We start from the raw sequence: 17,703 nt of genomic DNA, 5'->3' as shown, positions 1-17,703 counted from the left end.
TCCCCACCCCTCTCGGCCCCCCTTCCCGCCCCCCACCCCAACCCCCCCCCGGGGCCTGTCTCTCTTTAGCTCTTTAACATTTGGGTTGGCGCGCACCCCCCGTCCCACCCCACCTCCATGTGCCGTCTACTTCTTCTTGTTGCCGCGCTTCTCGCGCACCCGTACCGAGATATGGATCGGCGTCCCCTCGAAGCCGAACTCCTCGCGCAGCCGACGCTCGATGAAGCGCCGGTAGCCCGCCTCGATGAACCCGGAGGCGAACAGCACGAACCGCGGGGGCTTGGTGCCGGCCTGGGTGCCGAAGAGGATGCGGGGCTGCTTGCCGCCGCGGATCGGGTGCGGATGGGCGGCGACCAGTTCGCCGAGGAAGGCGTTGAGACGGCCCGTCGGGACGCGGGTCTCCCAGCCGGCCAGCGCGGTCTCGATCGCCGGGACCAGCTTCTCCATGTGCCGCCCGGTGCGGGCGGAGACGTTCACCCGGGGCGCCCAGGCGACCTGGCCGAGCTCGGTCTCGATCTCCCGCTCCAGGTAGTAGCGGCGCTCCTCGTCGAGGGTGTCCCACTTGTTGTAGGCCATGACGATCGCCCGGCCCGCCTCGACGGCCATGGTGACGATCCGCTGGTCCTGTACCGAGATCGACTCGGAGCCGTCGATCAGGATGACCGCGACCTCGGCCTTCTCGACGGCGGCGGCGGTACGCAGCGAGGCGTAGTAGTCGGCGCCCTGCTGGAGGTGGACGCGCTTGCGGATACCGGCGGTGTCGACGAACTTCCAGGTGACGCCGCCGAGTTCGATCAGTTCGTCGACCGGGTCGCGGGTGGTGCCCGCCAGCTCGTTGACGACGACGCGCTCCTCGCCCGCCACCTTGTTCAGGAGGGAGGACTTGCCGACATTCGGGCGGCCGATCAGGGCGATGCGGCGCGGGCCGCCGATCGCGGTGCCGAAGGTCTGCTCGGGGGCGTCCGGCAGGACCTCGAGGACGGCGTCCAGCATGTCGCCGGTGCCGCGGCCGTGCAGCGCGGAGACGGGGTGCGGCTCGCCGAGACCCAGCGACCACAGGTAGGCCGCGTCCGCCTCACCGCTCTGCCCGTCGACCTTGTTGGCCGCCAGCACCACGGGCTTGCCGGCCTTGCGCAGCAGCCGTACGACCGCCTCGTCGGTGTCGGTGGCGCCGACCTTGGCGTCGACGACGAACACGACGGCGTCGGCGGCCTCGATCGCGTACTCGGCCTGCGCGGCCACGGAGGCGTCGATGCCGAGGACGTCCTGCTCCCAGCCGCCGGTGTCGACGACCTTGAAGCGGCGGCCCGACCACTCGGCCTCGTAGGTGACGCGGTCGCGGGTGACGCCGGGCTTGTCCTCGACGACTGCCTCGCGCCGCCCGATAATGCGGTTCACCAGGGTCGACTTGCCGACATTCGGGCGGCCGACGACGGCGAGCACGGGCAGCGGGCCGTGACCGGCCTCTTCGATGGCGCCCTCGACGTCGTCGAGGTCGAAGCCCTCTTCCGCGGCGAGCTCCATGAAGTCCGCGTACTCGGCGTCGCCAAGTGCTCCGTGGTCGTGCTCCCCGCCCGAGCCGTCGGAGTGGATGTGGTCGTTCATGAAGTCCGTACCTCGTCGTTCATCGTGGTGATCGGTGGAACATCCGGTTTCTCCCGGCTGATCCACTACTGAAGTGTCGCTCAGCGCCCGGTCAGGCGCCTGGCGTTTTCCAGGTGAGCGGTGAGCTGCTTCTGGATGCGTTCGGTCGCCTCGTCGAGCGCCTTGCGCGTGCGCCGTCCGCTGCCGTCGCCCGCCTCGAAGGGGTCGCCGAAGACGACGTCGATACGGCTGCGCAGCGGAGGCAGCCCCTTTATCAACCGTCCCCGTCGCTCGGAACTTCCCAGTACGGCGACCGGGACGACCGGTGCTCCACTGCGTACGGCGAAGTACGCGAGCCCGGCGCGCAGCGCGGCGAAGTCGCCCTCACCGCGGGTGCCCTCCGGGAAGATACCGAGGACCCCGCCGGCGGACAGCACGTCCAGCGCCTGCGTGATCGCCGTGCGGTCGGCACCCGACCGGTCGACCTTGACCTGCCCGATGCCGAGCAGGAACGGGTCGAGCGGGCCGATGAACGCTTCCTTCTTGATCAGGAAGTGCGTCGGCCGGGGCGCCACGCCCATGACCATCGGACCGTCGATGTTGTGGGAGTGGTTGACGGCGAAGATCACCGGGCCGGTGGCGGGCACCTTCCAGGCGCCCAGCACCCGCGGCTTCCACAGCCCGTACATCAGGCCGACGCCGATCCGCCGCCCGACCTCGGCGCCCCGCTCCGAAGGCTGAGTCACTTCCCGGCCCGCTTCTCCTCGACGAGGGTGACGACGCACTCGATGACCTGCGCGAGGGTGAGGTCGGTGGTGTCCACCTCGACCGCGTCGTCCGCCTTGGCGAGCGGCGAGGCCTTACGGGAGGAGTCGGCCGCGTCGCGCTTGATCAGCGCCTCGCGGGTGGCGTGCACGTCGGCGCCCTTCAGCTCGCCGCTGCGGCGGGCGGCACGCGCCTCCGGGGAGGCGGTGAGGAAGATCTTCAGGTCGGCGTCGGGCAGCACGGTCGTCCCGATGTCACGGCCCTCGACGACGATGCCGTGCTCCGCGGAGGTGGCCAGCGAGCGCTGCAGCTCGGTGATCCGGGCCCGCACCTCGGGCACCGCGCTGACCGCGCTGACCTTGGAGCTGACCTCCTGGGTGCGGATCGGGCCGGCCACGTCGGTGCCGTCGACCGTGATCGTCGGATTGGCCGGGTCCGTGCCGGAGACGATCTCGGCCTTGCCCGCCACGGCGGCGATCGCGGTCGGGTCGTCGATGTCGATCCCGTTGTTCACCATCCACCAGGTGATCGCCCGGTACTGGGCGCCGGTGTCCAGGTAGCTCAGGCCGAGCTGCGCCGCGACGGCCTTCGACGTGCTCGACTTGCCGGTGCCGGCCGGGCCGTCGATGGCGACGATCACGGGCTTGGCGACGCCGTTTTCCACGGGGGGACACCTTCCTGGTGCGGTGCGGTGGGTGTGTGGGGCCGCGAGGGTGCCCTGCACAAGGTTACTGGGTGCGCGTCACTCGTCCGGACGCGCAGGGCTCGGGCCTCACGGCTGCCGGTCAGAAATCTCAGCCCGTCCGGCGTTTGAGGACGAGGCCGTTCAGGCCGAAAGCGGGGGTCTGGGGCGGCAGCACCCAGGGACGGGACGGGTAGGGGCGACGGGGGCGAGAACTACTGCCGGATCGCCCAGCCCCGCTCCCGCAATGCCGCCGTGAGGACCGGCGCCGCCTGCGGCTCCACCAACAACTGCACCAGCCCCGCCTGCTGCCCGGTCGCATGCTCGATGCGGACGTCCTCGATGTTGACCCCGGCCCGGCCCGCGTCGGCGAAGATGCGTGCCAGCTGGCCCGGCTGGTCGTCGATGAGGACGGCCACGACCTCGTACGCCCGCGGGGCGGACCCGTGCTTGCCCGGCACCCGGACCTGTCCGGCGTTCCCACGCCGCAGCACGTCCTCGATCCCGGCGGTGCCGTCGAGCCGCTTGGCCTCGTCGGAGGACTGCAGGGACCGCAGCGCCTGCACCGTCTCCTCCAGGTCGGCGGCGACCTCGGAGAGCAGGTCGGCCACCGGCCCGGGGTTCGCGGACAGGATGTCGATCCACATCCGGGGATCGGAGGCGGCGATCCGGGTCACGTCCCGGATGCCCTGACCGCACAGTCGTACGGCCGCCTCCTCGGCGTTCTCCAGCCGCGCGGCGACCATGCTGGACACCAGGTGGGGCATGTGGGAGACCAGGGCGACGGCGCGGTCGTGGGCGTCGGCGTCCATGACGACCGGGACGGCCCGGCAGTGCGAGACCAGCTCCAGGGCGAGGTTGAGCACCTCTGTGTCGGTGTCCCGGGTCGGGGTGAGCACCCAGGGGCGGCCCTCGAAGAGGTCACCGGTCGCCGCCAGCGGCCCGGACTTCTCGCGGCCCGACATGGGGTGCGTGCCGATGTACTTCGCCATCACGGACGGGTCCAGGCCCAGCGCCTCCAGCTCGCGGCGCGGGCCGCCCTTGACGCTGGCCACGTCCAGGTAGCCATGGGCCGCGCCCCGGCGCATGGCGTCGGCCAGGACTCCGGCCACATGGGCGGGAGGCGCGGCGACGATCGCGAGGTCGACCGGTCCGGCGGGGGCCTCGTCGGTGCCGGCACCGAGCGCGGCGGCCGTACGGGCCTGCTCCGGGTCGTGGTCGGCGAGGTGGACGACGACGCCCCGCTGGGACAGGGCGATGGCGGCGGACGTACCGATGAGCCCGGTGCCGATGACGAGCGCGGTTCTCACTGGGCGATGTCCTTGCGCAGGGCGGCTGCGGCGCCGAGGTAGACATGGGCGATGTCGGCGCGGGAGCGGTCCGACTCGATGTGCGCCAGGACGCGCACGACGCGCGGCATGGCGCCCTCGATGTCGAGTTCCTGGGCGCAGATCAGTGGTACGTCGACGATGCCGAGCTTGCGTGCGGCTGCCGCCGGGAAGTCGCAATGCAGGTCGGGCGTGGCCGTGAACCAGATGCTTATCAGGTCGTCGGTGCTCAGGGCGTTCCGCTCGAGGATGGCGGTGAGCAGGGCCCCGACCTGCTCGTCCATGTGCCCGGCCTCGTCCCGTTCCAGTTGGACGGCTCCCCGGACCGCTCGTACCGCCACGGCTGCACTCCTCGCTGATGTACGGATCGGCTTTCGACCCTCCAGCCTAGTCAGCCCGCGGCGGGCGGGTGCGCGACGCCCGCCCGCTGAGACGGCGGCTCGGATGCCCTGCCAATGTCACCGAATCGCCCCGATTTCGCTACTTGGGGCGGGTCGCCCCTGTGCGCCTCTTTACGTCGGGGCCGCCGGTCCGCTCTGATGGCAAGGACACCCGCCTCGGGGGAGGCCCGTATGAAGCGCCCTGGACCGCTGCTCACGCTGCTCGCGGGACTGCTGCTCGGCCTGTTCATGCTGTCCCTCAACGCGACGACGGGGTCGAAGAGCGCCTCGTCCCCGTACAAGGAGAAGTCGCCCGCCGTCACGGCCTCGCCGACTCCCTCGAAGGCCACCGCGTCGCCCAGCCCGTCGCCGTCGCGGGCGGCCGCGCCCCAGGCGGTCTACACCGGCCGTACCGACGACGACTCGTCCGCCGTGGCCGTCTCGCTGCGCGGCGGCAAGGCGATCGCGTACTTCTGCGACGGCCACAACATCGAGTCGTGGCTGAAGGGCTCGGTGAAGGACGACGGCAGTCTGAGCCTGACCGGTGACCACGGCGCGAAGCTGAACGGCACGCTGAAGGGCAGCAGTCAGATTCGGGGGACTGCTGACGTCGGCGGGGGGCACTACGCCTTCACACTCGACAAGGCGAAGAAGCCGTCCGGTATCTACCGGGCGAACAGCCAGGTCGCCGGTGCCAGGATCGTCGGCGGCTGGATCGTCCTGCCGGGCGGCAAGCAGGTCGGCATCATCACCCGCGACGGAGCGCCCTCGGCCGCGCCGGCCATCGACCCGGCGACGGGCGCGGTGACGGTCGACGGACAGCGGCTGACGGCACATCCCGTAACCCCTTGATCCTCCTGACCTGGGAGACGACACCATGACCGTCGACCCGAACGCCGCGACCCAGAGTTTCCCGCCCTCCGGACCCGCCCATCGCGCCCCCACCCCTGCCCGCTATCTGATACCGGCCCTCGTCGCCACCGCGGTGGCCGTCGGCCTCGGGGTGTACGCCAACGTTCACGACCCCACCGGGACGGCCTTCAACCTGGCGGGGTTCAGCAGCACGGGCGCGGTGAAGTCGTGGCTGGCGTCGACCGCGTTCTTCTTCGCGCTCGTCCAGCTGGTCAGCGCGTTCATGGTGTACGGCAGGCTGCGGGGGCCGCGCTGGGCGGCGGCGCTGCACCGCTGGTCGGGCCGGATCGCGTTCCTGGCGGCGGTTCCGGTCGCCGTGCACTGCCTGTACGCGCTGGGCTACCAGACCTACTCGACGCGCGTGATGTGGCACTCGGCCCTGGGTTGCTTCTTCTTCGGTGCCTTCAGTGCCAAGATGCTGCTGCTTCGCTCTCAGCGGCTCCCCGGCTGGCTGCTGCCGCTCGTCGGCGGGCTGGTCTTCACCGTTCTCACGCTCATCTGGCTGACGTCCGCCCTCTGGTTCTTCCGCACGTTCGGAGTGACGACATGACCCACCGCTCGAAGCGGCGCACGGTTCTCCTCGCGACGGGCGCGGCGACGCTCGCCGCGGGCTGCAGCAAGTACGGCAACAGCGACTCCGGGTCCGCCACGAACGCCTCCGGCGGGCAGGAGCTGGCGAAGACCTCCGAGATCCCCGTCGGCGGTGGCAAGATCTTCAAGGACCAGAAGGTCGTGGTCACCCAGCCGAAGAAGGACGAGTTCAAGGCCTTCTCGGCGATCTGCACCCACCAGGGCTGCACGGTGGGCACCATCTCGAACGGCACCATCGACTGTCCCTGCCACGGCAGCAAGTACCGCATCGCGGACGGCTCGGTGGCCGGCGGCCCCGCGCCGAAGCCGCTGCCCGCGGAGCAGATCAAGGTGGAGGGAAATTCGATCCGTCTGGCGTGAGGGGCCGCGTACGCTCCGGGACATGCTTCCCGAGACCCTGGTGCGCGACCACACGATCTACGCCTGCGTCATGGGTTCGCGCGCCTTCGGTCTGGCGACGGACGGCAGCGACACCGACCGCCGGGGCGTGTTCGCGGCGCCCACTCCCCTGTTCTGGCGCTTCGAGAAGCCGCCGACGCATGTCGAGGGCCCGGCCGAGGAGCAGTTCGGCTGGGAGCTGGAACGATTCTGCGAGCTGGCCCTGCGCGCCAACCCGAACATCCTGGAGTGTCTGCACTCCCCGCTCGTGGAGTACGTCGACGACACCGGCCGCGAACTCCTCGCGCTGCGCGGGGCGTTCCTCTCCCGCCGGGCCCACGAGACGTTCACGCGCTACGCCCTCGGCCAGCGCAAGAAGCTGGAGGCCGACGTCCGCACCCACGGCGCCCCGCGCTGGAAGCACGCCATGCATCTGCTGCGCCTCCTGACGAGCTCCCGCGACCTGCTGCGCACGGGCGCCCTCACCATCGACGTGGGCGAGCAGCGCGAGCCCCTGCTGGCCGTGAAGCGCGGCGAGGTCCCGTGGCCGGAGGTCGAGTCCTGGATGAACCGCCTGGCCGCGGAGGCCGACGAGGCGGCCCGCCACAGCCCGCTCCCCGAGGAGCCGGACCACGCCCGCGTCGAGGCCTTCCTCGTCCGCGTCCGCCGCGCCTCAGCCCGCCAGCCGGATGCGTACGACGAAGTCGTGCAGGGCGTCGTGGACGGCCGGGGCGTCGGGTAGCGCCGAGGACTCCTGCGCCACGTCCAGCACGCCATGCAGATGCTCGACATCGGCCTGCACGCGCGCGTGGTCGACATCGGCACCCCCGTGCTCCTGCTCCGCCTTCGCCGCGATCAGCTCCGGCAGATAGGCGGGGGCTTCCACCTCCGCCAGCAGCGTGGGCAGATGGGCCTGCACCTCGCCGCTGCGTATCAGGTGGATGCCGGTGAGCAGAACCCGGAAGGTGTAGAGCAGCGGCTTGAGCTCACCGGTCTTCTCGTAGAGCCGCCACTGGGTGTGGGGGCGTTGACATCAGCCGCTCCGCGGCGGGCTCTGTAGTGGTGGGCGTGATGGCTGGTGAGCACGCCGGGCGCGAGCGCGGCCAGTTCGCGGTGCGCGTCGGTCGTATGCACGACCAGCGGCGAGAGCAGCTGCTCCAGCACATAGCCGTTGCGGCGCAGCATCAGCCGTACGAACTTGCGCAGGTCGTGGGTGACGAGGTCCAGCTCGACGCCGTCCCGGTCCCACATCCGGGACCGGGTCTCGTCCGGCTCCCGCAACCCCAGCAGGTCCGCTGTCGGCAGCAGGTGCACGCCTCGCAGGTCGACGTCCGAGTCGCGGGACGGGAAGCCGTAGAGGTGGGCGCCGGAGACGGTCGCGAACAGCACCGGGTCGGGCTGTTCGGCGACCACCGGCGTCAGGTCGCGGTCCAGGGCGTCGATCACGCTCAAGCGTCCCAGAGGGCACCGAGCGTCAGCAGGTCGGTGCGGTATTCGATGCGGTCGGCCCACTCGGTCGGCCAGGCCTCGGCACCCAGGTGCGCGCCCGCGAAAGCGCCCGTCAGGCAGGCGATGGAGTCCGAGTCTCCCGAGGTGCAGGCGGCGCGGCGGATGGCGGTGACCGGTTCGTCGACGAAGAGCAGGAAGCACAACAGGCCCGTCGCCAGGGCCTCTTCGGCGATCCAGCCCGCACCGGTGGCCAGGCACGGGTCGGTCTCCACCGAGACCGTGCGTACGGCGTCCTGGAGGCGGCCGAGGATCTCCAGGCACTCGTCCCAGCCGCGCGCGATGAACTCCTCGGGGGTGGCGTCCTCGGCACGCGTCCACAGGTCACCGAGCCAGGCGTGGTGGTAGCGGCTGCGGTTCTCCAGGGCGTACGACCGCAGCAGGCCGACGAGACCGGTCGGCTCGACGCCCTGGGCGAGCAGCCGTACCGCACGGGCGGTGAGGTCGGAGGCGGCGAGCGCCGTCGGGTGCCCGTGGGTCAGTGCGGACTGCAACTGGGCGGCGCCCGCGCGCTGCTCGTCGCTCAGGCCGGGGACGAGCCCGACGGGCGCGACCCGCATGTTGGCACCGCAGCCCTTGGAGCCGATCTGGCTGGCGTCCTGCCAGAGACGGCTCTCGTCCTTCAGCAGGCTGCAGGCCCGCAGGCAGGTGTTCCCGGGCGCCCGGTTGTTCTCCGGCGACTGGTACCAGTCCACGAACTCCTCGCGCAGCGGCCGCTCCAGCCGCTTCGGGGCGAGCACCCCGCGGTCCATCGCCGTGCGCAGCGCCCGGCCGAGCGCCAGCGTCATCTGTGTGTCGTCGGTGACTATCGCCGGCGTCGGCAGCCGCATCTGCCGCCACGGCCCGCACTTGGCGAGGATCGACGGCACGTCGTTGAACTCGGTCGGAAAGCCGAGCGCGTCCCCGAGGGCGAGGCCGGTCAACGCCCCTGTGGCGGCTTGCTTGTCGACGATGGTCGCGGTCATACGGGGCGTCCTTCCCGGGACGGTCGCAGGAGAGGCGGGTGCAGGGCGGTGGCCGGGCCCGCGCGGTAGAGCGCGGCGGGTTTGCCCCGGCCGCCGGTCAGCCGGGCGGCGCCCGGCACGGCCTCGACGAAGCCGGGCGTGGCGAGCACCTTGCGGCGGAAGTTGGGCCGGTCGAGTGCCGTGCCCCAGACGGTCTCGTAGACCTGCTGCAGCTCGCCGAGCGTGAACTCGGGCGGGCAGAAGGCGGTGGCGAGACAGGTGTACTCGAGCTTGGCGCCGACCCGTTCGTGGGCGTCGGCCAGGATCGTGTCGTGGTCGAAGGCGAGCGGCCGGGCCGAGTCGTACGGCAGCCAGCTCGCCCGCGCCGCGTCACTGCCGGCCTGCGGCTCGGGCGCGTCGGGCAGCAGCGCGGTGAAGGCGACGGACACGACCCGCATCCGGGGGTCGCGGTCGGGTTCGCTGTAGGTCCGCAGCTGCTCCAGGTGCAGCCCGGTGACGTCCGCGAGACCGGTCTCCTCGGCGAGTTCGCGCCGGGCGGCCGTCTCCGCCGACTCCCGCGGCTCCACGAAGCCGCCGGGCAGCGCCCAGTGACCGGCGAAGGGGTCCTGGCCGCGCTCCACGAGGAGGACGTGCAGGGCGCCGTCACGGATCGTCAGGACGGCGAGGTCGACGGTGACGGCGAAGGGTTCGTAGGCGTACTTGTCGTACTCCATGACACCGGCCTCCATCCCCCGGATTCCTTAATGGTCATGTCGACTATAAACGCGAGGTGTGTGCTTCCACAACCCCGAGCGCTTCCCCAACCCGCGTGCTTCCGCGCCCCCGAGAGGGGTAACCGGCACCGCATGGGCGAGATCCTTGTGGGCACGTGTTCGTGGACGGACCGGGCACTGGTCGGCAGCGGCTGGTATCCGGCGGGGCGCAAGGACGCGGAGGGGCGGCTGAGGCACTACGCCGAGCGGTTCCCGGTCGTCGAGGTCGACTCGGCGTACTACGCACTGCCGAGCGCCCGCAACAGCCTCCTGTGGGCCGAACGGACACCGGACGGCTTCGTCTTCGACGTGAAGGCGTTCTCGCTGCTCACCGGCCACCCGACGCGGGACGCGGTGATGCCGGACGGGCTCCCCGCCGACCACTGGGATCCGAAGGTGCTCGACCAGGTGTGGGCGCGGTTCACCGAGGGGATCGAGCCGCTGCGGGCGGCCGGGCGGCTCGGCAGCGTGCTGTTCCAGATGCCGCCGTGGTTTCGCCCCGGAAAGCGGTCCGGGGAGTTCCTGCGGGAGTGCGCCGAGCGGACCGAAGGGTGGCCGGTCTCCGTGGAGTTCCGGCATCCCGGATGGTGGCGGCCGGAGTGGGCGGAGGCCACGCGCGCGTTACTGACCCGGTACGGCATGACCGCCGTGGCGGTGGACATGACGCAGTCGCTTCCCTTGTCCGTCCCGCCCGTCACGCCGGTCGCCGCGCCGCGGCTGTCCGTCGTCCGGTTCCACGGGCGGAGCTCGGCCTGGGGGTCGGGGAGCAAGGAGGACCGGTTCCGGTACGACTACGGGGAGGACGAACTCATCGAATGGCTGCCCCGGTTGCGGTCACTGGCCGGGCGGACGGAGCAGCTCCACGTGCTGTTCAACAACTGCTGCGGTGCCGCCGCGGTCCGCGCCGCCGAGACCATGACGGAGCTGCTCGGCGGCGCGGAGTGGGCTCACGCACGCGTGCGTGACGGCGCGAACGCCGCCACCAGCGCCCCCGCAGCCGTCCGGGAAGGACGCGGGTGAGATGCCGACGCTCGCGATGGGGGTTCCTTCCATGAGCTCTTGAGCTCGCTCACGGAAGGCAGACCGCCCTCACTCCGGAAAGGAATCGCGCGCGGCGACCAGCGCGAGCCGCAGGCTGCCGCGGGGCGGCCACCACGGTCGCCGGGTCGACGAGCGCGTCGGGCAGCGGCGCGCAGCCACGGAACTTCCCTCGCAGGGGCCCTCAGCGGCTCCTCAGGCGCCTCGGAAGGCCCGCCGAGCCCCGCGGGCAGAGGACACCTCGCGCGGCTCTCCAGCGCCGTCGGACACGTGTTGGTGGCGATGCGGTGCAGCCAGGTCCGCAGGGACGCGCGACCCTCGTCGACCGAGCCCGGCATCCGGTAGCAGTGCCCGCGCGGTCCGTCGTCGTAGCAGCCATGGCCATTCCTCTCGCCGGTCACGAGTACAGACCGGCGAGAGCGAAAACGCATCGGCCGGTCCGGAGAGGATCCGGAACCGGCCGTCGCACAGGGCTGCTAGAGGTCGACTTCCTGCATCAGCATGCCGACCTCGGTGTTCGACAGCCTCCGCAGCCAGCCCGACTTCTGGTCGCCCAGGGTGATCGGACCGAAGGAGGTGCGCACCAGCTTCTCCACCGGGAAGCCGGCCTCCGCGAGCATGCGGCGGACGATGTGCTTGCGGCCCTCGTGAAGGGTCACCTCGACCAGGTAGTTCTTGCCGGTCTGCTCGACCACCCGGAAGTGGTCCGCGCGCGCGTACCCGTCCTCCAGCTGGATGCCGTCCTTGAGCTTCTTGCCCAGGTCGCGCGGGATCGGGCCGACGATCGCGGCGAGGTAGGTCTTCTTCACGCCGTACTTGGGGTGGGTCAGACGGTGCGCCAGTTCGCCGTGGTTGGTGAGCAGGATGACGCCCTCGGTCTCGGTGTCGAGCCGCCCCACGTGGAAGAGCCGGGTCTCGCGGTTGGTGACGTAGTCGCCGAGGCACTGGCGCCCCTCGGGGTCCTCCATGGTGGAGACCACGCCCGCCGGCTTGTTCAGCGAGAAGAACTGGTACGACTGCGTGGCGACGGTCAGCCCGTCGACCTTGACCTCGTCCTTCTCCGGGTCGACGCGCTTGCCCTGCTCGAGGACGATCTCGCCGTTGACCTCGACACGGGCCTGCTCGATCAGCTCCTCGCAGGCGCGCCGGGAGCCGTAGCCCGCGCGCGCGAGCACCTTCTGCAGCCGCTCGCCCTCCTGCTCGGCGCCCGGGAAGGTCTTGGGCAGCTTGACGTCCTTCTTGCCCGCGTACCGCTCGCGGTTGCGCTCCTCGGCCCGGGCGTCGTACTCACGGGAGCTCGCCGGAGCCGTACGGCCCCGACCCGTGCCCTGGCCCTGCCTGGGGCCGCCCTTGGCGCCGCCGCGCGCCGAGGCGCCGCGCCCCGACTTCGGGCCGTCCTGGGTGGCGCCTGGGCCCACGTCGTAGCGCCGCTCCTCCGGGCGGGGCTTCTTCGGCCGGCCGCCCTGCTTGTCGTCGCGGTCGTTACCGGCGCCGCGGAAATTACCGCGGCCACCGCTGCTCCCGCCGCGGCCGCCGCTGTTGCCACCACGGCTCCCGCCGTTGTTTCCGCTGCTGTTCCTGCCGCTGCTGCTTCGCATCAAAGTTCCGTCTTGTCGTCTGCGTCCTCGGAATCCGGAGCGTCCGGATCGAACGACGGAACCCCTTCCAGTGTCTCGGCCTCGATCGCCTCCGCCTCCGGGAGGAAGGGCGCGAGCTCCGGGAGCTCGTCCAGACCGCGCAGGCCCATCCGCTCCAGGAAGTAGTTCGTCGTCGTGTACAGGATCGCACCTGTTTCGGGTTCCGTGCCCGCCTCCTGGACCAGACCGCGCTGCAGCAGGGTGCGCATGACCCCGTCGCAGTTCACTCCTCGTACGGCCGAAACGCGGCTGCGGCTGACCGGCTGGCGGTAGGCGACGACGGCGAGGGTCTCCAGGGCGGCCTGGGTGAGCCGGGCCTGCTGGCCGTCCAGGACGAAGCCCTCGACGGCCGCCGCGTACTCCGGACGGCTGTAGAAACGCCAGCCGCCGGCGATCAGCCGCAGCTCGAATCCGCGGCCCTGTACGGCGTATTCGTCGGCCAGCTCCCGCAGTGCGTCCCCGACCTGTCGTTTGGGCCGCTGGAGGATCTTCGCGAGATGTTCCTCGGTCGCGGGCTCGTCCACGACCATGAGGACGGCCTCCAGGGCGGGCTTGAGGTCGAGGTCGGCGACCGTGCTCAGCCCTGCCGGGAGGCCGGGGGTGTTTTCACTCACGCCTTGTCCTCCTTGGGTGGCTCGGGCGGTCGGTCGAATTCGTCGGTCACCCTGGGCTGGGCTTCGCCCTCGCCGCCGGTCCAGCGCACGATCAGCTCGCCGAGCGCCGTCTCCTGGTCGAGGGCGACGGCCTTCTCCCGGTAGAGCTCCAGCAGGGCGAGGAATCGCGCGACGACGGTGAGGGTGTCGTCGGTGTCCTCGACCAGCGCCCGGAAGCTGGCCTCGCCGAGCTCCTTGAGCCGGGCGACGACGATTGAGGCCTGCTCCTGCACGCTGACCAGCGGTGCGTGGATGTGGTCCACGTACACCTGCGGCTTGGGCTTGGGCTGCATCGCCTTCACGGCGAGCTTCGCGAAGCCCTCCGCCCCGATGCTGATGACGACCTCGGGCAGCAGCTCGGCGTGATGCGGCTCCAGTCCGACGGTACGGGGATAACGCCGGGCCTCCGCGTCCAGCCGCTGGTTGAAGATGTCGGCGATCTGTTTGTAGGCGCGATACTGCAGCAGCCGTGCGAACAGCAGGTCCCGCGCCTCCAGGAGCGCGAGGTCGGCCTCGTCCTCGACCTCGGCGGAGGGCAGCAGCCGGGCGGCCTTCAGGTCGAGCAACGTGGCCGCGACCACAAGAAACTCGGTCGTCTGGTCCAGATCCCAGTCCGGCCCCATCGCCCGGATGTGCGCCATGAACTCGTCGGTCACCTTGGACAGCGCAACCTCGGTGACGTCCAGCTTGTGCTTGGAGATCAGCTGAAGCAGCAGATCGAAGGGGCCTTCGAAGTTGGAAAGCCGAACCTTGAAGACTCCGTCACCGCCGGCCTCACCGGGGCCTGCTTCCGCCCCCGCACCCGCTTCCTGGGGCCCGCCACCGGACTCGGTCAGAGCCCTGGGGGCCACGGCTTCCGCCTGAACCTCGGAACCCGCCCCCGGAATCAGGGCCTCCGGCTCTCGCACCACATCCGGGACCACGGCCCCCTCCGAACGCGCGGAGACCACCTCCGGCGACACGGCGCCCGGCTCCGGAACCGGTTCAAGGCCCACGGGACGCAGGCCGGCGGCCGGCACCGGAGCCACGGGATCCCGCCCGGGCTCACGAAGCGGCCGTTCAGCCGCGGCCTCCGGATCCGGCTCGGGGGCGGCAGCCTCGGGTTCCGTCTTCGCCGGGGTCGGGGCCGGTTCCCCGGGCGGAGCCGCCGGCTCGGCCCGGGGAGTGCCGGGGCCCCGACCCAATACACGCCGACGGCCGCCGGAGGTGCCGGCGCCGGGGGCTGGTACGTCGTTCGAGGTCATGGCCCCCGCAGGCTACCGCTACCGCCCGCGCAGCCGGCGTACGAGGATGCTCGCGTCCCCGCGGGACTCCAGGTCGGCCAGGACCACGGCGACCGCCTCGCGGACGATCCGCCCACGGTCGACCGCGAGGCCGTGCTCACCGCGGAGCACCAGGCGTGCGTGCTCCAGATCCATGAGCTCCTCGGCGGAGACGTACACGGTGATCTTCTCGTCGTGCCGCTCGCGGCCGCTGGGCCGGCGCGAGGCCGACGACCGGCCGCGCTTACGGGACTGGGCGCCGGCGGCGGCAGAACCTTCCTGCGCCCCCTGACGTCGCCCGGAGCGCTCCTGGCCCGCGGCACGGCTGCGGGACTCACCGGCGTCGGCCGGCTCCGGCTCCGCGGCCACGTGCTCCGGGCCCTCGCCGTCGCCGCCCTGCGCCGGTACCGACTGCGGCGCGTCCTCGGGCGAGGCGGCCGCGGCCGGATCGCTCTCCCCCGCGGGCGCGGGCACACGGGCTTCGCCGTTGACCCCCCGCCGCGGAGTGGACGGCTGGAGCGCCGTTCCCCCTGTCGTACGGAAGAGTTCGTCGGCCCCCGGCAGACTCACTCGGCGTGACACCGGGCGAGCACCTCCCTGGCGAGCTGACGGTAGGCGGCGGCGCCGACGGAGTTGGAGGCGTACGTGGTGATCGGCTCACCGGCGACCGTGGTCTCCGGGAAGCGGACCGTGCGTCCGATGACCGTGTGGTAGACGTGATCGTCGAACGCCTCGACCACACGGGCCAGCACCTCGCGGCTGTGGACCGTGCGCGAGTCGTACATCGTGGCCAGGATCCCGTCGAGCTCCAGTTCCGGGTTGAGCCGCTCCTGGACCTTCTCGATCGTCTCCGTCAGCAGTGCGACACCGCGCAGGGCGAAGAACTCGCACTCGAGCGGCACGATCACCTTGTGCGCGGCCGTCAGCGCGTTCACCGTGAGCAGACCCAGCGAGGGCTGACAGTCGATCACGATGTAGTCGTAGTCGGCCATCAGCGGCTTCAGGGCCCGCTGGAGCGTGGACTCGCGCGCGACCTCCGAGACCAGCTGCACCTCGGCGGCGGACAGGTCGATGTTGCTGGGCAGCAGGTCCATGTTCGGGACCGCCGTCTTCAGGAGCACCTCGTCGGCCGCCATCCCCCGCTCCATGAGCAGGTTGTAGACGGTGAGGTCGAGCTCCATCGGATTGACGCCGAGGCCCACCGACAGCGCGCCCTGCGGGTCGAAGTCCACGAGCAGCACGCGGCGTCCGTACTCCGCGAGCGCGGCACCCAGGTTGATGGTCGACGTCGTCTTGCCGACGCCGCCCTTCTGGTTGCACATCGCGATGATCTTCGCGGGCCCGTGGTCGGTCAGCGGGCCCGGGATGGGGAAGTACGGCAGCGGACGCCCGGTCGGGCCGATTCGCTCACGGCGCTGGCGGGCAGCGTCGGGCGCGAGCGTGGCCGCGTACTCGGGGTCGGGCTCGTACTCCGCGTCGGGGTCGTAGAAGTGCCCTTCGGGCAGTTCGTCGTAGTCGGCGAAGTGGTTGTGGGGCGCGCCACTTCCGTCGCCGGCCATGGCGTTCACGTGATGGCCATCCATGCTCTGGTGTGCAGTCCGGATCACCTGCGGACCCGGGCTCTGGTGGGCTGCGAAGGTGCGCACAGCTACGGAGCCGACAGCCTCGAACCCCGCGGGACCCTGGTCCCGTACAGGCGCTCCTGGTTGACCACCCCCGGGAGAAAATGTCGACTCATTCACAAGTCGTCTTACCTCCTTGGTGACCAGGAAACTTCTAGACAGGTCAGCGTGGCACCATGCCGACGGTTGGCGACTCTATGGCGTGTCGGGCGTCCGCAGCAACACAATCCGCCGCACCGGGCTCGATGTGTCGACAATGAAACATCCCTCTGTCAAGGGCGTACGGCCGTCGCACGGCAGGTTTCGCGGGTGTGCGAATCGGTCGAAGAGTTACGTTCGAGGCGAGTTGACCTAGAGCCACAAAGTGACCATACACACATCCGGCCGGACCTCGTCGGGCAAGGTCCGGCCGGATGTGCGCTGTTGACGACCTGTGTTGACGTATCGCCTTTTACCGAATGGTGACTTAGCGGCTCGACGACTCGCCGCTCAGCCGAGCAGGCTCTCGAGCTCCACGTGCTCCAGTCCGTGCGCCTCTGCGACCTCGCGGTAAACGACCTTGCCGTCATGGGTGTTGAGGCCCTTGGCGAGCGCGGGGTCACGGCGCAGCGCCTCCACCCAGCCGTGGTCGGCGAGTTCGACGATGTAGGGCAGCGTCGCGTTGGTGAGCGCGTAGGTGGAGGTGTTGGGCACCGCGCCCGGCATGTTGGCGACGCAGTAGAAGACCGAGTCGTGGACCGTGAAGGTCGGCTCGGCGTGCGTGGTCGGACGGGAGTCCTCGAAGCAGCCGCCCTGGTCGATCGCGATGTCGACAAGGACACTCCCGGGCTTCATGCGGGAGACGAGCTCGTTGGTGACCAGCTTGGGGGCCTTGGCGCCGGGGATGAGGACGGCGCCGACGACGAGGTCGGCGTCCAGGACGGCCTTCTCCAGCTCGAAGGAGTTGGACATGATCGCCCGGACCTTGGTGCCGAAGACCTTGTCCGCCTCGCGCAGCTTGTTGATGTCGCGGTCGAGCAGCGTGACGTGGAAGCCCAGGCCGACTGCGATCTGCGTCGCGTTCCAGCCGGAGACGCCACCACCGATGACGACGGCCTTCGCGGGCTGGGTGCCGGGGACGCCGCCGGGGAGCACGCCGCGGCCGCCGGCCGAGCGCATCAGGTGGTAGGCGCCGACCTGCGGGGCCAGCCGGCCCGCGACCTCGGACATGGGGGCGAGCAGCGGCAGCGCGCGACTGGGGAGCTCGACGGTCTCGTATGCGATCGCCGTGGTGCCGGACTCGATCAGCGCGTCGGTGCACTCCTTGGAGGCGGCGAGGTGCAGGTAGGTGAAGAGCGTCTGGTCCTTGCGCAGGCGGTGGTACTCCTCGGCGACGGGCTCCTTGACCTTCAGCAGCAGGTCGGCGGTGGCCCACACCTCGTCCGCGGTCGGCAGGATCTGCGCACCGGCGGCGACGTACTCGCTGTCCGGGATCGACGATCCGACACCGGCGTCGTGCTCGATGACGACCTGATGACCGTGGCGCACGAGCTCGTGCACACCGGCGGGGGTGATGGCCACCCGGAACTCGTTGTTCTTGACCTCGCGGGGGATGCCGACCTTCACGTCGATCACGGTCCTTGGCTCAGTGGATGTGGGGCAATACAAC

General features: G+C 70.9%; 18 protein-coding genes and 2 pseudogenes. 5 read left to right on the top strand and 15 right to left on the bottom strand.

The window, feature by feature from the left end; genetic code table 11:
• Positions 1-126 precede the first annotated feature (126 nt).
• The 5 genes from der to aroH form a co-directional block, all read right to left on the bottom strand.
• Positions 127-1,605 (bottom strand): ribosome biogenesis GTPase Der, encoded by a 1,479-nt coding sequence (gene der, locus AB0N07_RS37505; protein ID WP_365843035.1) that lies wholly within the window; start codon positions 1,603-1,605, stop codon positions 127-129.
• A gap of 80 nt (positions 1,606-1,685) precedes the next feature.
• On the bottom strand, positions 1,686-2,273 hold the full coding sequence (locus AB0N07_RS37500; protein WP_365843043.1) for a lysophospholipid acyltransferase family protein: 588 nt from the start codon (positions 2,271-2,273) through the stop codon (positions 1,686-1,688).
• Between the two features lie 53 nt (positions 2,274-2,326).
• Entirely contained in the window at positions 2,327-3,013 is a 687-nt protein-coding gene (gene cmk / locus AB0N07_RS37495) for a (d)CMP kinase (RefSeq protein WP_365843033.1), read from the bottom strand.
• 233 nt (positions 3,014-3,246) lie between these two features.
• A complete protein-coding gene (locus tag AB0N07_RS37490; RefSeq protein ID WP_365843031.1) occupies positions 3,247-4,341 on the bottom strand; it encodes a prephenate dehydrogenase in 1,095 nt (364 codons plus the stop codon).
• On the bottom strand, positions 4,338-4,700 hold the full coding sequence (gene aroH / locus AB0N07_RS37485; protein ID WP_365843029.1) for a chorismate mutase: 363 nt from the start codon (positions 4,698-4,700) through the stop codon (positions 4,338-4,340). Before aroH ends, AB0N07_RS37490 begins: the two co-directional genes overlap by 4 nt.
• Before the next feature lie 231 nt (positions 4,701-4,931).
• Between aroH and AB0N07_RS37480 the strand changes: the two genes are divergently transcribed.
• From AB0N07_RS37480 to AB0N07_RS37465, 4 genes are read left to right on the top strand one after another with little or no spacing between them, the layout of a single operon-like run.
• Positions 4,932-5,591 carry a hypothetical protein gene (locus AB0N07_RS37480; protein ID WP_365843027.1) on the top strand — a complete coding sequence of 220 codons (660 nt, stop codon included), beginning with the start codon at positions 4,932-4,934 and terminating at the stop codon, positions 5,589-5,591.
• A 25-nt stretch (positions 5,592-5,616) separates the two neighbouring features.
• On the top strand, positions 5,617-6,201 hold the full coding sequence (locus tag AB0N07_RS37475; protein ID WP_365843025.1) for a DUF6529 family protein: 585 nt from the start codon (positions 5,617-5,619) through the stop codon (positions 6,199-6,201).
• Positions 6,198-6,602, top strand: a complete 405-nt coding sequence (locus AB0N07_RS37470; RefSeq protein ID WP_365843023.1) for a Rieske (2Fe-2S) protein — start codon at positions 6,198-6,200, stop codon at positions 6,600-6,602. Before AB0N07_RS37475 ends, AB0N07_RS37470 begins: the two co-directional genes overlap by 4 nt.
• Before the next feature lie 22 nt (positions 6,603-6,624).
• Positions 6,625-7,362, top strand: a complete 738-nt coding sequence (locus tag AB0N07_RS37465; RefSeq protein ID WP_365843021.1) for a nucleotidyltransferase domain-containing protein — start codon at positions 6,625-6,627, stop codon at positions 7,360-7,362.
• Here the strand turns inward: AB0N07_RS37465 and AB0N07_RS37460 are convergent.
• The 3 genes and pseudogenes from AB0N07_RS37460 to AB0N07_RS37450 all read right to left on the bottom strand — a co-directional run bounded on the left by AB0N07_RS37460 (position 7,294) and on the right by AB0N07_RS37450 (position 9,804).
• Positions 7,294-8,066: pseudogene (locus AB0N07_RS37460) on the bottom strand (nucleotidyltransferase domain-containing protein). The gene AB0N07_RS37465 and the pseudogene AB0N07_RS37460 sit on opposite strands and share 69 nt — an antisense overlap.
• Positions 8,067-8,068: 2 nt before the next feature.
• The gene (locus AB0N07_RS37455; protein WP_365843019.1) at positions 8,069-9,091 is read right to left on the bottom strand and encodes an ADP-ribosylglycohydrolase family protein; all 1,023 of its coding nucleotides are present in this window, start codon (positions 9,089-9,091) and stop codon (positions 8,069-8,071) included.
• A complete protein-coding gene (locus AB0N07_RS37450; protein ID WP_365843041.1) occupies positions 9,088-9,804 on the bottom strand; it encodes an NUDIX domain-containing protein in 717 nt (238 codons plus the stop codon). The genes AB0N07_RS37455 and AB0N07_RS37450 overlap by 4 nt, the downstream gene beginning before the upstream one ends.
• Before the next feature lie 132 nt (positions 9,805-9,936).
• On the opposite strand from AB0N07_RS37450, the gene AB0N07_RS37445 reads away from it, so the two are divergent.
• The gene (locus AB0N07_RS37445; protein ID WP_365843017.1) at positions 9,937-10,863 is read left to right on the top strand and encodes a DUF72 domain-containing protein; all 927 of its coding nucleotides are present in this window, start codon (positions 9,937-9,939) and stop codon (positions 10,861-10,863) included.
• A gap of 90 nt (positions 10,864-10,953) precedes the next feature.
• On the opposite strand, the pseudogene AB0N07_RS37440 reads toward AB0N07_RS37445, so the two are convergent.
• The 7 genes and pseudogenes from AB0N07_RS37440 to ald all read right to left on the bottom strand — a co-directional run.
• A pseudogene (locus AB0N07_RS37440) lies at positions 10,954-11,201 on the bottom strand (RNA polymerase subunit sigma-70); the annotation flags it as partial.
• Between the two features lie 156 nt (positions 11,202-11,357).
• Positions 11,358-12,479, bottom strand: coding sequence for a pseudouridine synthase (locus AB0N07_RS37435; protein WP_365843015.1), 1,122 nt, complete (start codon positions 12,477-12,479; stop codon positions 11,358-11,360).
• Positions 12,479-13,132, bottom strand: a complete 654-nt coding sequence (gene scpB, locus AB0N07_RS37430; RefSeq protein WP_365843013.1) for an SMC-Scp complex subunit ScpB — start codon at positions 13,130-13,132, stop codon at positions 12,479-12,481. Before scpB ends, AB0N07_RS37435 begins: the two co-directional genes overlap by 1 nt.
• Positions 13,129-14,415, bottom strand: a complete 1,287-nt coding sequence (locus tag AB0N07_RS37425) for a segregation/condensation protein A (protein WP_365843011.1) — start codon at positions 14,413-14,415, stop codon at positions 13,129-13,131. The genes scpB and AB0N07_RS37425 overlap by 4 nt, the downstream gene beginning before the upstream one ends.
• A gap of 18 nt (positions 14,416-14,433) precedes the next feature.
• Entirely contained in the window at positions 14,434-15,015 is a 582-nt protein-coding gene (locus AB0N07_RS37420; protein ID WP_365843009.1) for a hypothetical protein, read from the bottom strand.
• The gene (locus AB0N07_RS37415) at positions 15,000-16,175 is read right to left on the bottom strand and encodes a ParA family protein (RefSeq protein WP_099927832.1); all 1,176 of its coding nucleotides are present in this window, start codon (positions 16,173-16,175) and stop codon (positions 15,000-15,002) included. Before AB0N07_RS37415 ends, AB0N07_RS37420 begins: the two co-directional genes overlap by 16 nt.
• 369 nt (positions 16,176-16,544) lie before the next feature.
• Positions 16,545-17,660, bottom strand: a complete 1,116-nt coding sequence (ald, locus tag AB0N07_RS37410; protein WP_365843039.1) for an alanine dehydrogenase — start codon at positions 17,658-17,660, stop codon at positions 16,545-16,547.
• Positions 17,661-17,703 lie beyond the last annotated feature (43 nt).

This window comes from Streptomyces sp. NPDC051172 (genome assembly GCF_040682555.1).
In the GTDB taxonomy this organism is placed as follows: Bacteria; Actinomycetota; Actinomycetes; order Streptomycetales; family Streptomycetaceae; genus Streptomyces.
This window is presented reverse-complemented; position numbering and strand designations above follow the sequence as displayed.